At 61.9% G+C, this 20,808-nt stretch carries 17 protein-coding genes and 1 tRNA gene; 9 read left to right on the forward strand and 9 right to left on the reverse strand.

What is annotated here, in order from left to right; all coding sequences use genetic code 11:
- The first annotated feature begins 74 nt into the window (after window positions 1–74).
- Both CYA_RS09285 and CYA_RS09290 read left to right on the forward strand, forming a co-directional pair.
- Complete coding sequence (locus CYA_RS09285; RefSeq protein ID WP_011430788.1) at window positions 75–1,706, forward strand: alpha-D-glucose phosphate-specific phosphoglucomutase; 1,632 nt, start codon at window positions 75–77, stop codon at window positions 1,704–1,706.
- Between the two features lie 136 nt (window positions 1,707–1,842).
- A complete protein-coding gene (locus tag CYA_RS09290) occupies window positions 1,843–2,754 on the forward strand; it encodes an alpha/beta fold hydrolase (protein WP_011430789.1) in 912 nt (303 codons plus the stop codon).
- On the opposite strand, the gene CYA_RS09295 is transcribed toward CYA_RS09290, so the two are convergent.
- On the reverse strand, window positions 2,751–3,212 hold the full coding sequence (locus CYA_RS09295) for an HHL1-like protein (RefSeq protein WP_011430790.1): 462 nt from the start codon (window positions 3,210–3,212) through the stop codon (window positions 2,751–2,753). The two genes, CYA_RS09290 and CYA_RS09295, sit on opposite strands and share 4 nt — an antisense overlap.
- 115 nt (window positions 3,213–3,327) lie before the next feature.
- Here CYA_RS09295 and CYA_RS09300 point away from each other — a divergent pair.
- Window positions 3,328–3,401, forward strand: a tRNA-Pro gene (locus CYA_RS09300).
- A gap of 99 nt (window positions 3,402–3,500) precedes the next feature.
- Here the strand turns inward: CYA_RS09300 and CYA_RS09305 are convergent.
- The 4 genes from CYA_RS09305 to xseA all read right to left on the reverse strand — a co-directional run bounded on the left by CYA_RS09305 (window position 3,501) and on the right by xseA (window position 8,855).
- Window positions 3,501–6,101: a DUF3536 domain-containing protein gene (locus tag CYA_RS09305; protein ID WP_011430791.1), complete on the reverse strand. Its 2,601-nt coding sequence runs from the start codon at window positions 6,099–6,101 to the stop codon at window positions 3,501–3,503.
- 330 nt (window positions 6,102–6,431) lie between these two features.
- The gene (gene folD, locus CYA_RS09310; protein WP_011430792.1) at window positions 6,432–7,301 is read right to left on the reverse strand and encodes a bifunctional methylenetetrahydrofolate dehydrogenase/methenyltetrahydrofolate cyclohydrolase FolD; all 870 of its coding nucleotides are present in this window, start codon (window positions 7,299–7,301) and stop codon (window positions 6,432–6,434) included.
- Window positions 7,302–7,402: 101 nt separating this feature from the next.
- The gene (gene xseB, locus CYA_RS09315) at window positions 7,403–7,639 is read right to left on the reverse strand and encodes an exodeoxyribonuclease VII small subunit (RefSeq protein WP_011430793.1); all 237 of its coding nucleotides are present in this window, start codon (window positions 7,637–7,639) and stop codon (window positions 7,403–7,405) included.
- Window positions 7,620–8,855 carry an exodeoxyribonuclease VII large subunit gene (gene xseA / locus CYA_RS09320; protein WP_011430794.1) on the reverse strand — a complete coding sequence of 412 codons (1,236 nt, stop codon included), beginning with the start codon at window positions 8,853–8,855 and terminating at the stop codon, window positions 7,620–7,622. Before xseA ends, xseB begins: the two co-directional genes overlap by 20 nt.
- Window positions 8,856–8,918: 63 nt before the next feature.
- Between xseA and CYA_RS09325 the strand changes: the two genes are divergently transcribed.
- The 6 genes from CYA_RS09325 to mraY all read left to right on the forward strand — a co-directional run bounded on the left by CYA_RS09325 (window position 8,919) and on the right by mraY (window position 16,735).
- A complete protein-coding gene (locus CYA_RS09325) occupies window positions 8,919–10,124 on the forward strand; it encodes an RNA-guided endonuclease InsQ/TnpB family protein (protein ID WP_011430049.1) in 1,206 nt (401 codons plus the stop codon).
- Between the two features lie 173 nt (window positions 10,125–10,297).
- Window positions 10,298–11,434: an AI-2E family transporter gene (locus CYA_RS09330; protein WP_011430796.1), complete on the forward strand. Its 1,137-nt coding sequence runs from the start codon at window positions 10,298–10,300 to the stop codon at window positions 11,432–11,434.
- Between the two features lie 119 nt (window positions 11,435–11,553).
- Window positions 11,554–11,928, forward strand: coding sequence for a DUF1257 domain-containing protein (locus CYA_RS09335; RefSeq protein ID WP_011430797.1), 375 nt, complete (start codon window positions 11,554–11,556; stop codon window positions 11,926–11,928).
- 22 nt (window positions 11,929–11,950) lie between these two features.
- Window positions 11,951–13,066 (forward strand): pentapeptide repeat-containing protein, encoded by a 1,116-nt coding sequence (locus CYA_RS09340; protein WP_011430798.1) that lies wholly within the window; start codon window positions 11,951–11,953, stop codon window positions 13,064–13,066.
- 99 nt (window positions 13,067–13,165) lie between these two features.
- Window positions 13,166–15,541, forward strand: coding sequence for a phosphoketolase family protein (locus tag CYA_RS09345; protein WP_011430799.1), 2,376 nt, complete (start codon window positions 13,166–13,168; stop codon window positions 15,539–15,541).
- A gap of 171 nt (window positions 15,542–15,712) precedes the next feature.
- Window positions 15,713–16,735 (forward strand): phospho-N-acetylmuramoyl-pentapeptide-transferase, encoded by a 1,023-nt coding sequence (gene mraY / locus CYA_RS09350; RefSeq protein WP_011430800.1) that lies wholly within the window; start codon window positions 15,713–15,715, stop codon window positions 16,733–16,735.
- A 482-nt stretch (window positions 16,736–17,217) separates the two neighbouring features.
- Here mraY and CYA_RS09355 read toward each other — a convergent pair whose 3' ends face one another.
- The 4 genes from CYA_RS09355 to CYA_RS09370 all read right to left on the reverse strand — a co-directional run bounded on the left by CYA_RS09355 (window position 17,218) and on the right by CYA_RS09370 (window position 20,693).
- Entirely contained in the window at window positions 17,218–17,781 is a 564-nt protein-coding gene (locus tag CYA_RS09355) for a hypothetical protein (protein ID WP_099813029.1), read from the reverse strand.
- Between the two features lie 231 nt (window positions 17,782–18,012).
- Window positions 18,013–18,630 carry an Npun_F5749 family FMN-dependent PPOX-type flavoprotein gene (locus CYA_RS09360; RefSeq protein ID WP_011430802.1) on the reverse strand — a complete coding sequence of 206 codons (618 nt, stop codon included), beginning with the start codon at window positions 18,628–18,630 and terminating at the stop codon, window positions 18,013–18,015.
- Window positions 18,631–18,657: 27 nt separating this feature from the next.
- Entirely contained in the window at window positions 18,658–19,920 is a 1,263-nt protein-coding gene (locus CYA_RS09365; protein WP_011430803.1) for a GNAT family N-acetyltransferase, read from the reverse strand.
- 119 nt (window positions 19,921–20,039) lie between these two features.
- Window positions 20,040–20,693 carry a DUF3386 domain-containing protein gene (locus CYA_RS09370; RefSeq protein ID WP_011430804.1) on the reverse strand — a complete coding sequence of 218 codons (654 nt, stop codon included), beginning with the start codon at window positions 20,691–20,693 and terminating at the stop codon, window positions 20,040–20,042.
- Between the last annotated feature and the right edge of the window lie 115 nt (window positions 20,694–20,808).

Consider the following 20,808-nt stretch of genomic DNA (forward strand, 5'->3'; position numbering starts at 1 on the left):
TGAAGCTGCCCAGGGATCCTCCCTAGAGGCCCCAACGATGAGATAGTAGAGGGGCGAGCAGAGTTGGGCAGCCTATGATCCTGCGCACCGTGGCCACCATCCCTTTTCCCGACCAAAAGCCGGGCACCTCCGGCCTGCGCAAGCCGGTGCAGGTGTTCCAGCAGCCCCACTACCTGGAGAACTTCATCCAATCCACCTTTGACGTCCTCGAGGGATCCGCCGGCCAAACCCTGGTGGTGGGCGGAGACGGCCGCTACTACAACCGGGAAGCCATCCAGATCCTGCTCAAGATGGCAGCAGCCAACGGCATCGGGCGAGTACTGCTGGGCCGGGGTGGGATCCTCTCCACGCCAGCGGTTTCCTGCTTAATTCGCAAATACGGGGCCTACGGCGGCATCATCCTCTCCGCCAGCCACAACCCCGGCGGCCCCCAGGGAGACTTCGGTATCAAGTACAACATCGGCAACGGCGGCCCTGCCCCGGAGAAGGTGACCGAGGCCATCTACGCCCGCACCCAGCAGATCCGGGAGTACCGCATCCTGCAAGCCCCGGATGTGGACCTGGATCGCCTGGGGGAGCAGCGGCTGGGATCCCTGACGGTTTCCGTCATCGACCCGGTGGCCGACTATCTAGGCCTAATGCAGCGCCTGTTTGATTTCGACGCCATCCGCGACTACCTGGCCTCCGGGGTTCGCATCGCTTTCGACGCCATGCACGCCGTCACCGGCCCCTATGCCCACGCCATCCTGGAGGGAGCTCTAGGGGCGCCCCAGGGCAGCGTCCTCAACGGCCAGCCGCTGCCGGATTTTGGCGGCCTCCACCCGGATCCCAACCTGGTGCATGCCCGCGCCCTGGTGGAGCTGCTGTTTCGAGAAGATGGGCCGGATTTCGGCGCCGCCTCCGACGGGGATGGGGATCGCAACATGATCCTGGGCCGCCGCTTCTACGTGACCCCCAGCGACAGCCTGGCGGTGTTGGCCGCCAACGCCCACCGGGTGCCCGGCTACCGGGAGGGGCTGGCGGGGATCGCCCGCTCCATGCCCACCAGCCAGGCAGCAGACCGGGTGGCGGCCAAGCTGGGGATCCCTTGCTACGAGACGCCTACCGGCTGGAAGTTTTTTGGCAACCTCCTGGATGCCGGCAAAGTTACCCTCTGCGGCGAGGAGAGCTTCGGCACCGGCTCCCACCACATCCGGGAAAAAGACGGCCTCTGGGCTGTCCTCTTTTGGCTCAACATCCTCGCCGTGCGGCGCCAGTCGGTGCGGCAGATTGTGGAAGACCACTGGCGCACCTACGGGCGCAACTTCTACTCCCGCCACGACTACGAGGGGCTACCGGTGGAGGTGGCCGAGGAGCTGATGGAGCACTTGCGGCGCTCCGTGGCAAGCTGGGTGGGGCAGCGCTTTGGCTCCCAAACAGTAGCCTATGCCGATGACTTCAGCTACACCGATCCCGTGGACGGCAGCACCAGCCGCAACCAGGGGATCCGCATCGGCTTTGAGGACGGCTCCCGCATCGTCTACCGCCTTTCCGGCACCGGCACCCACGGGGCCACCCTGCGGGTGTACTTGGAGCGGTTTGAGCCGGATCCCAGCCGGCACGGCCTGGATCCCCAGGTGGCCCTGGCCGAGCTGATCCAACTGGCGGATCACTTCGCCCAGATCCGCGCCCGCACCGGTCGGCAGCAGCCGGATGTGATCACCTGAGAGTTCTGCCGAGAAGCTAGATCTCTCTGGGGGGAGGGATTAGGGGCAATGGCCGGCAGAGAAAGACGCTCGAGAGTGGCGGTAGGATGAGGAGGTGGGGACCCTTCCACAACGCCTCCACATCTTTTTTCTGTCTGTGTTCACTGCTCCTCCTGCGAGTTTGGCAGCCGATCCCATTGCCCCTTTTGCTCCCCAAACCTGGAGCTGGCGGGGTCACGCCATTCGCTACGTCGTCCAGGGATCTGGCTCCCCACTGATTTTGGTGCATGGCTTTGGGGCCTCCATTGGCCACTGGCGGCACAACATCCCTGTGCTAGCGGCGGCGGGATACCGGGTCTATGCTTTGGATTTGCTGGGGTTTGGCGGCTCGGCCAAGCCGGCCCTTGCCTACAGTCTGGAGCTGTGGGCCGAGCTGCTGGCGGATTTTTGGCGGCAGCATGTGCGGCAGCCGGCGGTGTTCATCGGCAACTCTATCGGCGCCTTGCTCAGCTTGCTCATGGCTGCCCGCTATCCCCAGCTTGTTGCTGGAGCCGTGCTGCTCAACTGTGCCGGCGGTCTCAACCACCGCTCCCACGAGCTCAGCCCGCTGGCCCGCCTTTTCATGGCCACCTTCACTGCTCTGGTGGCCTCGCCGGTCACGGGGCCCCTTCTGTTTGATTGGGTGCGGCAGCGGCAGCGGATCCGCGCCACTCTGAAACAGGTGTACTGCAACCCTGCCGCCATCACTGACGAGCTGGTGGAGATCCTCTACGCCCCTTCCTGTGAGCCGGGAGCGCAGCAGGTGTTTGCCGCTGTTCTCACGGCTCCCCCTGGCCCTACGCCGGAAGCGTTGCTGCCCCAGGTGCGCTGTCCGCTGCTGGTGATTTGGGGGGAACGGGATCCCTGGACGCCTATTCAGCGGGGTCGCGGCTTTCAAAACCATGTGCAGGGGATCGACTACCAATTTTTCCCTCTTCCCGATACGGGCCATTGCCCCCACGACGAGCGCCCAGAGATTGTCAACCCCTTGATTTTGAGCTGGCTACCCAAAGCCTTTGCCACGGCTTAGCCTTTCTTGGAGGCTTGGGTAGTTCTTTTGCCCAGGCCCAGCCACTTGCGCACCCTGTCTATCCAGCTCTGAAGGGGCGAAGGCTGGGGCCGAACTGCCACCTGAATCGGCTCGTCTTGAAACTCTTTGTCCTTAAGGCGAAAGCCAAACTCCAGCTCGTCTTTGACTTTGCTAAGACGGGGAAAGAGGCGGACGGCTGCTTTTTTGAGCTCTTCCTCGTTTTGGAAGATGGCCTGGTGGATGGCGCTGGAGCGACTGACCGCCAGGGATCCCACGGGCAGCCAGGGGTTGGGTTTGCCGGGCTCAGCTTGGCGGCGCCGGGCAAAAATGGCGAACTCCGGCATCCCCTTGGCTTTCAGCTCGTCGTAGCGTTTGGCGGCTTCCTTGCGCTTGGCCGTGTTGGCCTTGGCCGGTTTCTTCTCTGGCTTGGATTGGCTGAAACCCTTGGGCTGACTCATACTCCAGTAGGGCAACGGTGGATCCCCATAGCTTAGCGCAGAACGACTCCCGCCCGCGGGAAGATGCCATGCATGGCATGCTATACTTACAAAGCCTTGGATTTGGATTGCTCCTCGGGATGTAGCGCAGCTTGGTAGCGCACTTCGTTCGGGACGAAGGGGTCGCAGGTTCGAATCCTGTCATCCCGATAGATTCAGGAAAATGCGGGGCAACGGCCATCCTTCGAGCCTAAGGCCCTCTTCCCCTTGGGCAGCAGAGGGGCAAAAGCGCAGCCTGCGGCACTCAGATCACTGGTGGGGTTGTAGGTGACGCAGCCAGGCGTTGACGTTAACGCGGAGCCGCTGCCCAAGCTGGAAGAGGCGGCGCAAGGTTTCGCCAGGGATCTCCTGGCCTTCTTCTCGAAGGTGGGTTGGGCCGCTCGCGCTCCCTTCAGCCAGATGCAGTTGAAGTTCTCTCTGCCGTTCCAGACCCAGCAGGTAGAGCTCCTGGAGGCGATCCAGGTTGATGGGCAGGCGCAGATCGTCAGCTAGTTTTAGCCACTCCTCCAGGTTGTGGAGCTGTTCGCCAAAGCTCTCCGGCTCAAAATCGTGGGCAAGGTGCCACATCCCCCGCTGCAAGAGCCGATCCAAAACCCGGGCCGCCTCCTCCCGCCGCAACTGACACCCCAACTGCTCCGCCTCGCGGGCAATTGCTCGCAACTCCAGCAGGTGATCCCGCTTGCCCTCTTCTATTTCCATGGCCCGTAAGCTGCTCAATAGGCGCTGGTTGAGGGTAATCTGGGCGGCGGCCAACAGCTCTTCCGGGATCGGCAGGCCATCGGCCCGAAAAGCCATCAAAACCCCGTAATTCTCCAGGTAGGTTTGGCGATAGAGCTGGGCCAAGCGCTCCAACGTGTCCTGGGTAAGCCAGCGCAGCATCTGCTGCCGGTCTTCCTCAATCAGGGCGTTGAGGTCGAAGGTTTCCGGTCCCAGCAGCTCTTGCAGGGTTAGGACGAGCTGGATGCGGCTGCGGGATCCAGATAGCAGGGTGGCTTTCAACTGCTCGTAGCTGCGCCGCCCTGTAAACGGCTTGACGCCACATTGAAAGTCCCAGCCGCCCAGGTGGAGTAGAGCGTAGATGAGGTCGTGCTCTTCAGAGGTGGTGGGAAAAGAGAGCTTCACCCGCCCAACCAGCAGCGTGGATCCCCCTATAGCTAGGCGCTCCTGATCCACCGGCTCCAGCATATACCCAGAGGAGCGAGGTACGCCGTTGACCAGGGAAAGCATGGCGTGCTGGGCCACGAGCCGCTGCGGGCTAACCCGGCGGGGGCGCACCAAAGCTTGGTAAACTCCTCGGCCGTCTTTGTAGAGTTCGAGGTTGCTGGGGGCCTTGCTTAGGCGAAGCAGAAACTCCTCCTCCAGATCCACCTTGGTGGCAGCCGCTGCCAACTCAATGGCCCGCGCCGCATAGCGCAGGATTTGCACCCCCTCAGGGCGAGCGAGTTCTTCAAAGAACCAGCCGCAACTGGTGAACATCAGTTGGCTGTAGCGCTGCATCTCCAACAGGCGCAGCACCTGCACCCGGTCTTCGGCAGTGAGGCGGTGGCTTTGGTGCTCCTGCAAAAATGCCTCGCAGCGCTCCCGATCCAAGATCACCTCGATGTAGCGATCCCGAGCCAGCCAGGGATCCCGCAGGTAGGCCTTAGCCTCCGTCTCGTAGATCTCGGCCAACTGATCCCGCAGCCAGTTGAGGGCCTCCCGCAGCGGTTGCCGCCAGCGTTGGTGCCAGCCAGGCACTGCCCCACAGCCACAGTCCCGTGACCACCGCCCCACCCCATGGGCGCAGCTCCAGGCAGTAACTGGCTTTAGTTGCACCTCCCAGGTGGGAGGGTGGTGGCTGAGGAAATGGGCGTAGTTGCCCACTTGCCAGCCTCGGCGGGGAAACTCCTCGCAGAAGGCATAGGCCAGGGTACGCTCGGTTCCGCGTTTGTGGTGGCCAAAGGTCTCGCCATCCGTGGCACAGTTGACGAGTTGGACTTCTCGGCCAGGGCGAATGGCCAACTGGAGCCGCTCCGCCAGCGCCTGGGTGCTGTAGGCAATATCGCCAAAGCCAAGGTCGCGGGAGATGGGGCCGTCAAAGAAAAAAACATCTAGGTAGCCGCCTCGGTCGGGGGTAAAGCAGCGATAGGGCCGGCTGGGATCGATCTGACCCTGGCTGACATCGATCCATTCCGTTTGACCCAAAGGGCGAATGCGCTGCGCCTGGCTGGGTGCCAAGATGACAAAGCGGATCCCGCAGTCGACCAAGGCCTTAACCGTTGCTGCATCGATAGCGGTTTCCGCCAGCCACATGCCCTCGGGAAAGCGGCCAAAGCGATGCTGGAAATCGGCAATCCCCCAGCGGATCTGGGTGTACTTGTCCCGCTCGTTGGCCAAGGGCAGGATGACGTGGTTGTAGACCTGGGCGATGGCATTGCCATGCCCCTCCAGCCGCTCGGCGCTGAGGCGGTCGGCAGTCAAGATGCGTTGGTACACTTCAACATCGTGCTCCTCCAACCAGGAGAGGAGAGTGGGGCCAAAGTTAAAACTCAAGAATTCGTAGTTATTGACAATGCGCACCACCCGCCCCTGCTCGTCCAGGATGCGGGCAAAGGCGTTGGGACGATAACACTCCGCCAGAATGCGCTCGTTCCAGTCGTGGAAGGGGGCAGCGCTGGGCTGGCGCTCAATGCGGTTTAGCCAGGGATCCTCCCGCGGCGGCTGGTAGAAATGACCGTGCAGCACCACGTAGGGAGCGGTGGTTGTAGCTCGCGGAGGCGGAGAGCTAGCATCAGCTAAAAAGGGAGCCGGATCCCCTTGCCCTGATTCGGCCGCCGGCATAGAGGCGTTTTTGGAGCCACTCGGCAGCATGAGACCCTACTCCTTGCCCGCCCTCGGAGCTTCAGTTCTGGGGAGACGGGCTGCTAGTTAACCTAAGTTCATATCCATACGTTACAGCGATCCCCGATCTGCGACTGTCAATGTAAAGGACTTGGACAAAAATTTGATGGCGAATAACTATTGCTTAGCAATCTTCTTGCGTTCCCCCAGCGAAGACTCTTGAGCAAGCCCGAAGATGACCCGATCTCACTGCCACTCGGAGTAACAAGCTATACAAAAAGCCTCACTGATGTCTCCAAGGCTCCCTCCTGGTGGCCGGCCATTGGCAGTTGTTCATGGATTTTGAGGACAGCTTCCAGGCTACAGGTGGCTGCGAAGCTTGTAGCTTTCCAGGGTGTTGGCCAGCAGCATCGTCACCGTCATCGGCCCCACGCCGCCTGGTACAGGCGTGATGGCAGCGGCCCGCTCTTTGACCGCTTCGTAGTCCACATCTCCCACCAACTGCTCAGATCCGTCAGGGTCTTGGATACGGTTAATGCCTACATCGACAACCACGGCGCCCGGCTTCACCATGTCTGCCGTGAGCAAGCGAGGACGCCCTACAGCCATGACCACAATGTCGGCACTGCGGGTTACTTCGGCCAGGTTGGGTGTACGGGAGTGGGCCACGGTAACCGTTGCGTCGGCGGCCAACAACATCAGGCTCAGGGGCTTGCCCACCAGGAGGCTGCGGCCGACCACCACCGCTTTTCGTCCGGCAATGGGGATCCCTTCCGCTTGCAACAGGCGCATCACACCTAGAGGCGTACAACTGCGCAGGCCGGGCTCGCCGCGCACTAGCCGGCCCAGGTTGAGGGGGTGGAGACCGTCCACGTCTTTGGCGGGGTCGATGGCCAGAAGGGGCGGGATGGGATCCCAGCCGGGGGGCAGAGGCAGTTGCACGAGGATGCCGTCGACGCGCTCGTCCTGGTTGAGTTGGGCGATGGCGTCGAGCAGATGGGCGGGGGAGTCTTGGGCGGAAAAATGGCGGCCAAAGGAGGCAATGCCCACTCGCTCACAGGCCCGCTCTTTGCCGCGCACATAGGCAGCACTGGCGGGATCCTCCCCCACCCGCAGCACTGCCAATCCCGGCGGACGCCCCACCCGCGGCAGCCAAGCTTGCACCTGAGCGGCCATCTCGGCTTGCAGCCGGCCAGCCAAGGCTTTGCCATCCAGGATCTTGGCAGACATGGGGGCCCCAGAAGACATCTTGACAACTTGACGATTGTTACGGGTCGAGCATTGTCCGTCAAGCCTCGGCGCAGCAAAGAGGCGACGGCAGAGCGGGATCCCTAGAATGCTTGCCAGTCTTCGTCGTCTTGGTTCAATTCCTCGATGAGGATCTCCACCTGCTGCCGCTTTTCCTCCAAAAACTCGGCGCAGCGCTTCAGGGTCTGGGCGGCCTGTTGGAAGCGCTCCACCACCTCCGCCAGATCCAGCTCTCCCGATTCGATCTGGGCAATCAGACTTTCCACTTCGGCGATGGCTGCTTCGTAGCGCCAGGGATCCTCACGTTTGCGGCGGCTCATGGCTCTCCTCCACTCGGGCCCAGAGGCTGCCCGAGGCCAGTTGTATCCTCAGCCGGGTCTGGGGCGGCAGGCGGTGGCTGCGGACCAGGGATCCCCGCTCGTCGCGCACCAGGGCATAGCCCCGCCTGAGAACGGCGGCAGGATCGAGGGCTTGCAGGTGCTGCTGGAGAGCTTGGTGGCGCTGTTGCTGCTGCTGGAGACGGTGGCGCACGGCCTGGACCAGGCGCTGCTGCTGTTGGGCTAGGCGCTCCTGGGCCTGCTGCAGCAGCCGCTCCGGATGCACCTGGGCTAGGCGGCGCTGGGCGTGGTGCCAACGCTGTTCAGCTTTTTCCAGAGCATGCAGGGTGCGCTCGACAAGCTGCTGGCGCAACTGGAATGCCTGGCGCTGCAGTTCCCGCAGATCGGGCACAACTCGCTCGGCGGCCGCTGTGGGGGTGTGCGCCGCATAGTCAGCAGCGTAGTCAGCTAAGGTCTCATCCCGCTGGTGGCCGATCCCGGTCACCACCGGAATGGAGCACTCGGCAATGGCCCGCACCACCCGCTCGTCGTTAAAGCAGGCCAAGTCCTCGCCGGATCCGCCCCCCCGGGCCACGATCAGCACTTCCGCCCGCCCGTCCCGCTCCACCCGGCGAATGGCCCGCACAATCGACTCCGGGGCCGCCTCCCCCTGCACCTGGGCTGGCGCAAACAGCACCCGCAGCCCGGGGTAGCGCTGGTTGAGGGTGCGGCGGATATCGCCCCAGCCAGCGGCGTCGGGAGAGCTGACGACGGCAATACACTGAGGGTGGGTGGGCAGGGGCCGCTGGTTGTCGAACAGGCCTTCGGCGGCAAGGCGGGCCTTAAGCTGCTGAAACCGCCACGCCAACAGCCCCTCGCCCGCCGGCAGCAGTTGCCAGATAACCAGGCGGTAGTAGCTGCCGCCGCTGTAGATGCCAAGTTGACCCAGGGCCAGCACCCGTTGCCCCACTTCTGGCCAGAAGCTGAGCCGGGCAGTCTGACTTTGCCACACAACCCCCTTGAGGAGGTCGCCGCTTTCCGGATCCACCAGGGTCAGGAACAGGTGGCCGTTGCGGCTGCGCTGGCAACTGGAGACTTCTCCCACCACCCACAGCCTGGCCAGGTAGGGATCCCCGGCCAGCAGCGATTTCAAGTAGCCGGACACTCCCCCCACCGAGAGCAGGGGTAAGCCTCTAGTCCTGAATTTACTGAACAACATATTGTCTTACGGAACTAAAATAGCCACACTGAATTAAGCGTGCTGCCGCGCTATCCCAAAGTTATGTTGCTAGGTTTTTGTACCCGATTGGAACTAAATAACCGGCAAAAGACCTTGGCCGCTCAGCATGCAGGGGTGGCCCGTCACGCCTACAACTGGGGTCTGGCTATCTGCAAGCAGGCTGTTGAATCCAAACAGAAGCTACCCACGGCTATTGACCTGCACAAGCGCTTGGTAGCCGAGGTGAAGAAAGAAAATCCCTGGTACTACCAGGTCTCCAAATGCGCTCCTCAGCAGGCCCTCCGCAACTTGGAGCAAGCCTTTAAGCGCTGGCGGAGTGGGTTGGGGAAGTTCCCCCGCTTCAAACGCAAGGGAGTGCGAGACAGCTTTTACTTGGAAGGTAGCATCCGCATCTCTGGTGACCGCATCAAGGTACCTATCCTTGGTTGGTTACGCTGTGCGGAGCTGCTCCCCACTGCCACACCCAAGAACGTGGTCATTAGTCTTCGCGCTGGACATTGGTATGTCTCCTTCAAGTATGAAGCTCCGGCGCCTCAGGTGGAGAAGACCGGGGAAGTTGTGGGAGTAGACTTAGGTATCAATCGCTTGGCCACCTGTTCCGACGGGGAAGTATTCGAGAATCCAAAGCCCTATTACAAAGCGAAGAAGCGTCTGGCCAGGCTGCAACGGCGACTGAGTCGTAAGCAGAAGGGATCCGCTAACCGTAAGAAGGCAGTAGCACAGCTCGCTAAGGCCCATAAGCGGGTGGCAGGCATTCGGCAAGACAATCTGCACAAGCTAACGACCTACCTGGCCAAGAAATATCGGGTAGTGGTGATTGAGGACTTGCAGGTGAAGAACCTGCTTAAGAACCACAAGCTGGCAGGAGCGCTGTCAGATTGTGGCTTTTACGAGTTTCGGCGACAGCTAGAGTATAAGGCCCGGCTCTACGGCTGTCAGGTGGTGGTGGCGGATAGGTTTTATCCGTCCAGCCAACTGTGTTCTCGCTGTGGGCACCGACAGAAGATGCCGCTACAGGAAAGGATGTTCTGCTGCCCGTGTTGTGGTCTGGAGCTAGACCGCGACTTGAATGCAGCCCTAAATCTGTTGCGGTGGTACAGAACTACCTCAAGCTCTGGGGGAAGTGACGCCTGTGGAGATCCCTCTGGCGGGGTGGTAGGGGTGAACTCTGCCGCTAGTCATGGGTCGCTGAAGCAGGAAGAAAGCAGCGATGCTGGGCAAAGTTCTGCTTTGTTCAGCGTTGCATAAGTCTTTCGGAGCGGACTTCCTCGGCAAGAAAGGATTCTGTCCCGCAGTCGAGGCCATCAAAGGCCAGAGCCATTGCTTGCGGATCCAGATCGCGCATACGGGCTCCCCCATGGAAATGCTCGGGATCCCATCTAGAATAGGCGACGACAGGGCGAGAGAGGAGGCGAGCTGCGGTGACCTTCGCCCAGTGGCTGGGGCTGGCAGCATTGCTGGGTTTGCTGGTTCTGCTCTGGCAGATCCGGCAGATCCTGCTGTTGGTGTTTGCGGCCATCGTCTTGGCAGTAGCTTTGGATACCTTAGCCCAGATCCCGCAGCGCTACGGCTTTCGCCGCGGCCCCTCGCTCCTCATCACCGGTTTGACGGTTCTGGTGGGGGCGATTCTGGTGGGGCTGATCGTGGTGCCTCCCTTGGCGGATCAGTTGCGGCGGCTGTTTACCGATGGGGTGCCCGCCGGGATCGTGCAGGCGCAGCGGCTGTTCGAGAGCCTCATCCTCTCGTTGCCGACGGATATCGAGCTGCCGACGCTGCGGGAGTTGGCCAATAGCTTGGTGCCCCAGGCCACCGAGTTGGTGCGCCAGGTGCGCGACTTTTTCTCCGAGTCCTTCACCGCCTTTTTCGCCACCCTGCTCAATCTGTTGTTTGTGATCATCCTCACCATCCTGTTGTTGGTGGATCCCCAGGCTTATAGCCGCGCCTTTGTCTCGGTTTTCCCGGCCTTCTACCGCCCCCGCGTCCGCTACATCCTCAAGCGCTGCGAGCTGGCGCTGCGAGGGTGGCTGGTGGGGATCCTGTTCACCAGCAGCTTGGTGATGCTGCTAAGCGGCATTGGCCTCTGGATTTTAGGTGTGCCCCTGAGCCTGGCCAACGCGGTGCTGGCGGGACTGTTTAATTTCATCCCCAACATCGGCCCCACCCTGAGCGTGGTTGCCCCAATGCTGGTAGCCCTCACCGACGCCCCCTGGAAGTCCCTAGCAGTGCTAGGGCTGTACATCTTCATCCAGCAGCTTGAAAGCAGCGTCTTTACCCCGCTTGTCATGTCGCGCCAGGTGTCGCTTTTGCCCGCCCTAACTTTGGTGGCCCAAGTTACCTCGGCCTTTTTCTTCGGCGTGCTGGGCTTGTTTTTGGCTGTGCCGCTGGCGGCCATCCTGCAGGTGTGGATCCAGGAGGTGCTGATTCGGGATGTGTTGGATCCCTGGCAGGGATCCCGGGCCCGCCCCTTGCCCCTGGCCAAGGGAGATGGGATCCCGGCTTCCCAGGAGAAGCGGAAGCCTCTGCAGCCGGAGAACGAGAACGCCATCCTGCTGCCGTGAGGGTAGAGAAGTTACGGGAGCCGCGGGAAACGTAATCCTCCTTCACATTTCTTCCACAACTGCAGAGGCGCTTCTATAGTGAGGATCCCGTCTCCATCCGTCCAAGGATCGGAACCGCCATGTCCCACTTCACCACCTTGCAAGTGCAAATCAAGGATGCCGACCTGCTGGAAGAGACCCTGAAGGAATTGGGCTACACCGTGGAGCGGAACGCCAGCCTGCGCGGCTACCTCTGGAACCGCACCCGCGCCGATCTGGTGATCCGGCAAAAGAACGGCTTCGACATCGGCTTTCGCCGCAACGGGGATCACTATGAGCTTGTGGTGGATCTGTGGGGGGCGGGCATCGATCCCCAGACCTTTCTGGAGCCGATTTTGCAGCGCTACGCCCACAAGAGCTTGCTGCGCTCTGCCCGGCAACAGGGCTTCGCCATCGAGGCGGAGGAGCATCTAGAGGATGGCACCATCCGCGTAGTGGTGGGGCGCTGGGTGTAGCCGGGCCCATTGGCATCCGCTCATGCTCAGCAACTCCCGACCCTTGGTGGGCACAGGTGAGGGATCCCGGCCCCGCCCTTGGGATCTGGTGTTGGGAGGACGAGCCGCAGCCGGCGGTGCCCCGGCCCACGCCTTAGTTTTGGGGGGGCTTGAGGGGGCGCGGCGACGGCTCACCCAGGGCGACGAGGCGGTGCGTCTGGCCACCTTGCCCCAGCTGCTGCAGTACGGGCCGGCAGGCCTGGCCGAACTGATCGAAGCACTTGCTGGCAACACCTCCTGGGCGGTGCGCCTAGAGGCCTGGCGGCTGCTCTCCCAGCTCGAGCAGCCGGAGGCAGAGGAAGCCTGTCGAACCTACAGCCCCTTTCGCCCGGTGGGGGGTGCCCAGGGGGTCATCGTGGCCTATCGGCGCGGGGAGCGGAACTTTGCCTACGCCGACTTGGAGGGAGTGGATCTGCAAGAGGCGCGGCTGGGGGGTGCCAACTTCTACGAAGCTAATTTGAGAAAGGCCAACCTGGGTCTTTGCAACTTCAACGGCGCCCACCTGCACCAGGCAGATCTGCGCCAAGCTAACTTGCAAGGGGCCAAGCTCAGTGGCGCCGTCCTCCAGGGGGCGGATCTGCGGGGAGCCGATCTGAGGGGGGCGAAAGTCAGCGGCACCAGCCTGCGGGGATCCCGGCTTTCGGAAGAGACCCGCCTGGAGGAGCGGCTGCGCCACATCTGGCAGTTGCAAAACTGGGGGGGACAAGGGCAAGATTTCTCCGGCCAAGACCTGAGCAAGGCCGACTTGAGAGGGCTGGGGCTGCGCCAGATCCGGCTGCGGGGGGCCAACCTCAAGCGCGTGGATCTGCGCGGATCCAACCTGGAGGGAGCAGACCTGCGGGGGGCCAACCTGCAGCGAGCGGATCTGCGGGGGGCCAACTTGCAAAATGCCGACCTCGAGGGGGCCGATCTCGGCGGCGCCGAGCTGCGCCAGGCCCAGTTGCAGGGGGCCAACCTGCGCCGGGCTGACCTCAGCCGCGCCAACCTGACTCAGGCCAACCTGGAAGGCGCCCAGATCGAGGGCCTCAAACACAGCGGATCCCAGATTGCCGGCCTCATCTTCCCCGACGGCACCCCCCTCAAGCCCTGGTGGTGGTAGGCTGACCACCGCTGCCAAATCCAAAGGAATCCCAAGATCCCCAAGCCCCCGCCCCAACCTGGAGCAGCATGAGAGTAGAGATACCTAGGGGGTACGGCTATGGTTTTGGCAGAACAGCTCTCAACCAAACCGCTCACCGACGACGAACTGCGCAAAATGGACGCCTACTGGCGGGCCGCCAACTACCTGTCGGTGGGGCAGATTTACCTGATGGACAACCCGCTGCTGCGGGAACCTCTAAAGCTAGAGCATGTGAAGCCGCGCCTGCTGGGGCACTGGGGCACCACACCGGGGCTGAATTTTATCTACGTGCATCTCAACCGCATCATCAAGCGGGAAAACCTCAACGTCCTCTACATCACCGGCCCCGGCCATGGCGGCCCCGCTCTGGTGGCCAACACGTACCTGGAGGGCACCTACAGCGAGGTGTACCCCAACATCGGCCAAGATGCCGACGGGATGCGCAAGCTCTTCAAACAGTTCTCCTTCCCCGGCGGCGTGCCCAGCCACGTGGCCCCAGAAACCCCCGGCTCCATCCATGAGGGGGGAGAGCTAGGCTATGCCCTGGCCCACGCCTTTGGGGCGGCCTTCGACAACCCCGATCTGTTGGTGGCCTGTGTAGTCGGGGATGGAGAGGCGGAAACCGGCCCTCTGGCTGCTTCCTGGCACTCCAACAAGTTCCTCAACCCCATCCACGACGGGGCAGTGCTGCCGATTCTCCACCTCAACGGCTACAAGATCGCCAACCCCACCATCCTGGGCCGCCTCAGCCGTGAAGAGCTGCAGAGCCTGTTTGTGGGCTATGGCTACAAGCCTTACTTCGTAGAAGGCTCCGATCCGGCCCAGATGCACCAGTTGATGGCCGCCACTTTGGACACGGTAATCCACGAGATCCAAGAAATCCAGCAGCATGCTCGTACCAAGGGGGATCCCAGCCGTCCCCAGTGGCCGATGATCATCCTGCGCACCCCCAAAGGCTGGACGGGCCCCAAAGAGGTGGACGGCAAAAAGGTGGAGGATTTCTGGCGCTCCCACCAGGTGCCGCTGGCGGATCTGGCCAAGAAACCAGAGCACCTCAAGATCCTGGAAGAGTGGATGCGCAGCTACAGACCGGAAGAGCTCTTCGACGAAAACGGCCGCCTGCGGCCCGAGCTGCAGGAGCTGGCCCCCAAAGGGGAAAAGCGCATGGGCGCCACCCCCTATGCCAACGGCGGCCTGCTGACGCGGGAGCTGAAAATGCCGGATTTCCGCCGCTACGCCGTGGACGTGCCGCACCCCGGCACCCTCGAAGCCGAAGCCACCAAGGTGCTGGGGCAATTCTTGCGAGATGTGATGAAGCTCAACCCCCACAACTTCCGCCTCTTTGGCCCCGATGAAACTGCATCCAATCGCCTGGACGCCGTGTTTGAGGCCAGTGACCGCACCTGGGTGGCGCCTATCTACGACTACGACGAGCACCTCTCCCCCGATGGGCGGGTGATGGAGATCCTGAGCGAGCACGTCTGCCAGGGCTGGCTGGAGGGCTACCTGTTGACAGGCCGCCACGGCTTTTTCTCCTGCTACGAAGCCTTCATCCACCTGGTGGACTCCATGTTCAACCAGCACGCCAAGTGGCTGAAGACCACCCGCCACATCCCCTGGCGGCGGCCCATCCCCTCTCTCAACTACCTGCTCACCTCCCACGTGTGGCGGCAGGATCACAACGGCTTCAGCCACCAGGATCCCGGCTTTCTGGATCACGTGGTCAACAAGAAAGCCGATGTTATCCGCGTCTACCTGCCCCCGGATGCCAACACCCTGCTCTCGGTGGCGGATCACTGCCTGCGCAGCCGCCACTACGTCAATGTCATCGTGGCGGGGAAACAGCCGGCCCTGCAGTACCTGGACATGGATGCCGCCATCAAGCACTGCACCCAGGGCTTGGGGATCTGGGAGTGGGCCAGCAACGACCAGGGCTCGGAGCCGGATGTGGTCATGGCCTGCTGCGGCGATGTGCCGACGATGGAAACCCTGGCGGCGGCGGACTTCTTGCGGCAGCACCTGCCGGACATCAAGATCCGGGTGGTGAACGTGGTCAACCTGATGAAGTTGCAGCCGCCCAGCGAACACCCCCACGGCATCAGCGACAAGGAGTTTGTCAGCATCTTCACCCCCGATAAGCCCATCGTGTTTGCCTTCCATGGCTATCCTTGGCTCATTCACCGCCTCACCTACCGCCGCCCCAACCACCACAACCTACACGTGCGCGGCTACAAGGAGGAAGGCACCACCACCACTCCCTTCGACATGTGCGTCCTCAACCAGGTGGATCGCTTCAACCTGGCCAACGACGTGTTGGAGCGGGTGGAGCGCTTCAAATACCGGCGGGATCACGTCCAGCAGCTCATTCGGGACAAGCTGGTGGAGCACAAGCAGTACATCTGCAAGTACGGCGAGGATCTGCCCGAGGTGCGCAACTGGAAGTGGCCCTACTAGTGGATCCCCCTTCCCCCAACTTTCACCTCTAGCCGCCGGCAGGGTAGAGTTTTCTTGGGCTCTCCTGCCGGAGCGTTCTGGGCGGTTGTGCTGGAGGTTGAGAATGTGAGGGGTTCAGAACGGGTGGATGCGGATACCCTTCCCCGGCTGGAAGAGGCGGACTGGGGAGGGATGGCCCTCTCCTTAGTTCTCGGCCTGGCCCTCTCAGCGCTGGTCATCGGGATCCGGCCCCAGGTGGCCGTCCCCTTTGGATTGAGCGTGCTGGGCTCGGCCCTGCTGGGATCCCTACTTCTCCCGGTCTTGCGGCGCTGGAAGGCAGGCCAGGTCATCCGCGAGGAGGGGCCCCAGTCCCACCACAAAAAAGCGGGCACGCCGACCATGGGTGGCCTTAGCTTTTTGCCCGTAGGGCTGCTGGTGGCCGGCATCGGGAGCGGCTGGGATCCCCAATGGCTGGCGGTGGCCCTACTGACCCTGGCTTACACCGTGGTTGGCTGGCTGGACGATTGGCTGGTCATCCGGCAGCGCTCCAACAAGGGGTTGTCTGCCAAATCGAAGCTTTTACTCCAAGTTGGGATCGGCCTGGTTTTCTGTGGCTACCTGGCCTGGCAAGGGATCCCCACCGTTCTCACCCTGCCGGGAATAGGCGCCCTCCCCCTGGGCTGGCTGTTCTGGCCCTTGGCCTTGTTTGTGCTGGTGGGCACCAACAACGCCGTCAACCTCGCCGACGGCATGGACGGCCTGGCGGCAGGGATGGTGGCCCTTGTCCTGGCAGGGCTGGGGCTGACGGCAGCGGATCCCGTTTTGGCGCTCGTGGCTTTTGCCTTGAGCGGCACCTGTCTGGGCTTTCTGGTGCACAACCACCACCGGGCCCGCCTGTTTATGGGCGATACCGGATCCCTGGGGTTGGGGGGCGCTCTGGCGGGGCTGGCGCTGTTGGGGGATCAGCTCTGGGCCCTGGCCTGGATGGGCGCGGTGCTGGTGGCAGAGGCCCTGTCGGTGATCCTGCAGGTGGGCTACTTCCAATACACCAAACGCAAAACCGGACAAGGCAAACGGCTGCTGCGCATGTCGCCCTTGCACCACCATCTGGAGCTGGGGGGCTGGTCGGAGGTGCAGGTGGTGGGGTGCTTCTATGGGCTAACGGCGCTATTGGTGGGGCTGGGCTGGGCCTGGTGGCACTGGGCCGGCGCTTGAGAGGCAGAGGATCCAGGGGTACCACGGCAGGGGCCAAGCGCCGAAGCCGGACTTGGGGCTGCTTTCGGGGTTGGGAGGAGCATGCCTCTAACCCCCAAAACCCTGAACTTTGCTGAATTTACTGAGCTTTAGGCGGTTTGGCAAAAGTCATTGAGAGGGATATAGTAGACCAAGTTTCCCCCTGATCCTTGAGTCCACCGCAACGGTTGCCGGGAAGTGAAGGGGGAAAGCGCTCGGGGGGTATTCCTCAGGGCTTTGCGGGATACCGCCTTCCTGCTCAGAGATAGGCAGGATGCGATCGCTTCTTTCCTGAACCATGTTCAGGAGAGTTCAGCGTGAATGTATCAGGTCTAAACTGACTTAAGGGTTGTGGCTTGCCCTGGGCAGAGATTTGTCCATGGGTACAGCATCCTGTCCCCAACCCAAATGGCTGCAATTTCAAAAATGGTTGAAAAGGGCTTCTAGGCCGCCCGCAGAGCCCTCTAAGGCTGCAGGATCATCGACCAAAAGCCGCTCTCTTCATTCCAAAAGGGCGCCAGCGACTCTCCCACCACGTTCGGCCCCCAGTAGCGAGCGGTTCCATCCAGGGTAAAAGCCACCACAATATCGCCGGGGCCGATCTGCAATGGCTCCTCGCCCAAACTCAGCACCAGCCCCTCGCTGCCCCCTTCTCCGGGCGCAAAGTCCCAGTGGGCCGTTTCCGGGTTGAGCAGCCGTCCACCGCTGCGCATCAAGATCACCAGCCGAATCGGGTGAGGGGTGCGATTGCCGACTCGAAAGGCTCCTGTGCGGGTGGAGGTGGGGAAGGCAGACTCTGAGGGCAGGACAGGAGCTGCATTCCCCTCGAAGGAGCCTTGTGGGGATTTTAACATCGGCTGGGCTGCCAACCCCCGAACGAGAGCCAGACCCCAAACCAAAGCGGCAGCCAACCCCAGGGATCTCTGGCGCAGCTTGCCCCGCAAGGTCCCTTTCGGCGGCCCGCCGGCAACAAGAGCGGCAACAGCTTGGGTGATACAGGCAGGAAATGAGCGGATGGAAACAGACATCAGATTACCGCAACCAGGAGTGCTACATGCCGGATTGAGAAAGAAGCTGAGCGACCGTGACCTCGCCATTGGTGAGCAGATCCAGCCCGCAGGCGGCGTCGCGCTCAGAATAGGACGGTTGTTCAGCCACGCTAACACCTCTATCCTTGTCTGTTCTTCAATATTCATTCAACCTTCTCTCGGAAGGCGAAAACCGCTCCCCCCTCCCACCTGCAGTCGGCTGGGATCCTTCTAGGGGTTGACCGCTCGGCATTTCCACCCTTGCGGGCTGCGCTCATACAGAGTCCGTCGCTGGGGATAGATCGCATCTCCCTTGAGCTGGAGGTGATCCACCTCCGTTGGATCCAACAGCAGTAGGACAAATGTCGGCGGTGGCAAAGATGCCTTTTCGGGGGGCAGCTCTTCAACAAAAGCCTCGGGTGGGGCAAGAGGGCCTTTAGGTTCCGGCCAGAACCAGAGCAGCCGTCCTTTTTCCGAGATTTGTTGCCACAACTGTTGTCGGTGCTGCTGCGCCCGAGGATCCGGGTGGTCGGCGGTGATGGCCTCGAGAGTGCCGGCAATGCGAAATTGCTCGCGAGTTTTACAGAAGTACCAGCAGATCTGGGCCAGTGGGCAGTGGGCGATCTGGCAGATCTTCTCGCTGCGGCTGTCCACCGCCAACTGAATGCGGTCGGTATCCCCCAAAAATCCCCGGAAGACCACCGTGCGGTTGCGCGGGTGCCCCCAAGGATCCACCGTAGCCAACTGCAAATAGCGCACACCCGCGTCGCTGCGGTTGCGGTGCAAGGCCGCCTGCAGCAACGTCCGCCAAGAGGGATCCCCAGCCGGGTTATCCTTCAACTCGTTCATAGGGGTGCGCAGGTGCCAGCCGAGACTTTAGCCGGGAGGGGGAGGAGCTTCCGATTGCGGATCCCTGGCCTGTCCTAGTGAGGATTCCGGCCGAACGGAATGGGAATCCAGACCAGTTGGGTGAAGGGAATGAAAGGGATGCTCCAGACAGCCCTCTGCCAGCCCCTCGAAGCGTTCCGGCACCGGCTGTTTCACCGGCAATTTCTGGAGCACCAGAGCGAGATACTCGCTGTACCATGGGGAGCGAGCTTCTCGCACCTTGTGCCACACCGAGCGCGACATCAACAGCGTCCGCTCCACGTCCCGGGCTCCCAGCTTGAGCAAAAATTCCTCCCGTTCCGGCTGGTAATCGGTGGAGGTCAAAGCCAAAGCCTGCGGCGGATAGGCTTGGGTGAGCCGGGCCATCTTGGCCATGAGCTCAGGATAGAGCCAGGTGTAGGCGGGGTGAACCGTAAGCTTGGCCACATGCGGCTGCTGCCCGGTACGGTCCAACTTCAGGTTGAAATAGCCGATAGCGGTTTTCCGCTCCGGCTCATAGACACACATCTCCACCCGTTCCGTTTGGCTGATGACGCATTTGGCCTGATCTAGGAGCCAATCCAGCGGGCTGGTGCGAAAATCGCTCACGTCGCGGTCGTATACCTGGCGCACGGTGGCCGGCATGGATCCCGTATCCAGTTGGTAAATGGCGTAGGCATCCCGGTTGGTCACCGGCACCAGGTTGGGCAGCATGGGCTCGTGCTGGCTGAGGGCGGCCAGAATCTCGGGCCGGATCGACCAGTAGGTAATCTGGGCCAGCGGTTGGAAGCCGTTGTGGCGGTAGAGGGCCATCGCCCCCTTGTTGTGGATGTTCACCTCCAAGATCCAGGTGCGGGCCTCGCGAAAGTGCTCCATGCAGTGTCTGAGCAACTTAGAGCCGATTCCCTGCCGCCGGGCGGAGGGCACCACAGCAATGTGATCCACCCGCCAGGTGCTGCGGGAATGATTAAAGGGAGAAACTTGAATGACCCCCTGGATTTTGCCCTCCAGCTCCGCCACATGCACCGTAAACATGTGCTGAAAACGGTTGGGAAACAGGCTCAAAGTTTTCAGGGGGCCATACCACTGGCGCAGCCGCCGCACCTGGCGACGAATGTCCACCGAGCGGCCGCTGTACTCTTCATCAAAAGCTTGAGCCAAAATCTCCTCCACCGCCTCCAGATCACCCAGTTGAGCCGGGCGGAGAATCAGTTCGGGAGCCTCCTTAGGAGCTTTGGAATCCGGGTTGGGCTTTTCCGCAGGGTTGTCCATGCCAAAGTGTGGGCGGGAGAATACTCAAAGCATAGCTCAGGATCCCCCACTTCTTCTATCTAAGGGGGGCGTTGCTGCCACAAATGAGATTATCGGGCTTTCCGTTGGCCTTTGGCCAATCAGGCCCCCGCATCCAGCAACGCCAGGTTGCGGAAGGTAAAGCGCTTTTCCACAGGGCCGGTTTCCGTCTCTGTTTGAATGCGCCGCTCCGAGAGGATATAGTACTTGCCCACTTTGGTGTAGAGATCTTCAAATTGGCTGCGCCCACCCTTCTGCTCGCCAGTCTTGGCGTCGTGATAGACGGAGTCGTAGCGGTGGGAGAGGTAGCCTTCGCCCGTGTCATGGCTGCTGAAGGTGTGAATAGTAACCACCATACCGTGAATATGCCGATGCACCATGGTAACTTGGTTGTCGCGCACGTGGTAGCGATCCCCTTCGGCTTTGCCGCCCACCAGGATCTCCACGGTGCCATCGGGTAGGATCTGGCCATAGCGAAAAGTGTTGTTCCCGTGGGTCTCGGCGAAGCTGCGGCGCACCCGGTGAACGGCAATCTCCCAAAGTTGATTGTGAATGGCTTTCCGGGCTTCCTCATCCTCCACGCCCGTAACCGTCGCTTTTAGGTCTGCCCCCACTCGCACCTGGCCCACAAAAGTGCGCTCCCCATCCCAGTAGGTGACCTCGGCGCTGTAGCCCGGAAAGTCGGGATCCCAGGTGTAGCGATTTTCGTAGGCGGCCCGAAACAACTCTTCGGCAGAAACTTGGGTCGCGGTCATCGAGTGTCTCCTGTCTTACTGGCAAGCGCTTCTCATGACCATCCATCATACTGCCCCTTGCTGCCAGGCTATCCCCCTAGCCGCCCGCGGCAGGAACCTGCGTTTGTTGACATAC

The organism is Synechococcus sp. JA-3-3Ab (assembly GCF_000013205.1).
Classification (GTDB): domain Bacteria; phylum Cyanobacteriota; class Cyanobacteriia; order Thermostichales; family Thermostichaceae; genus Thermostichus.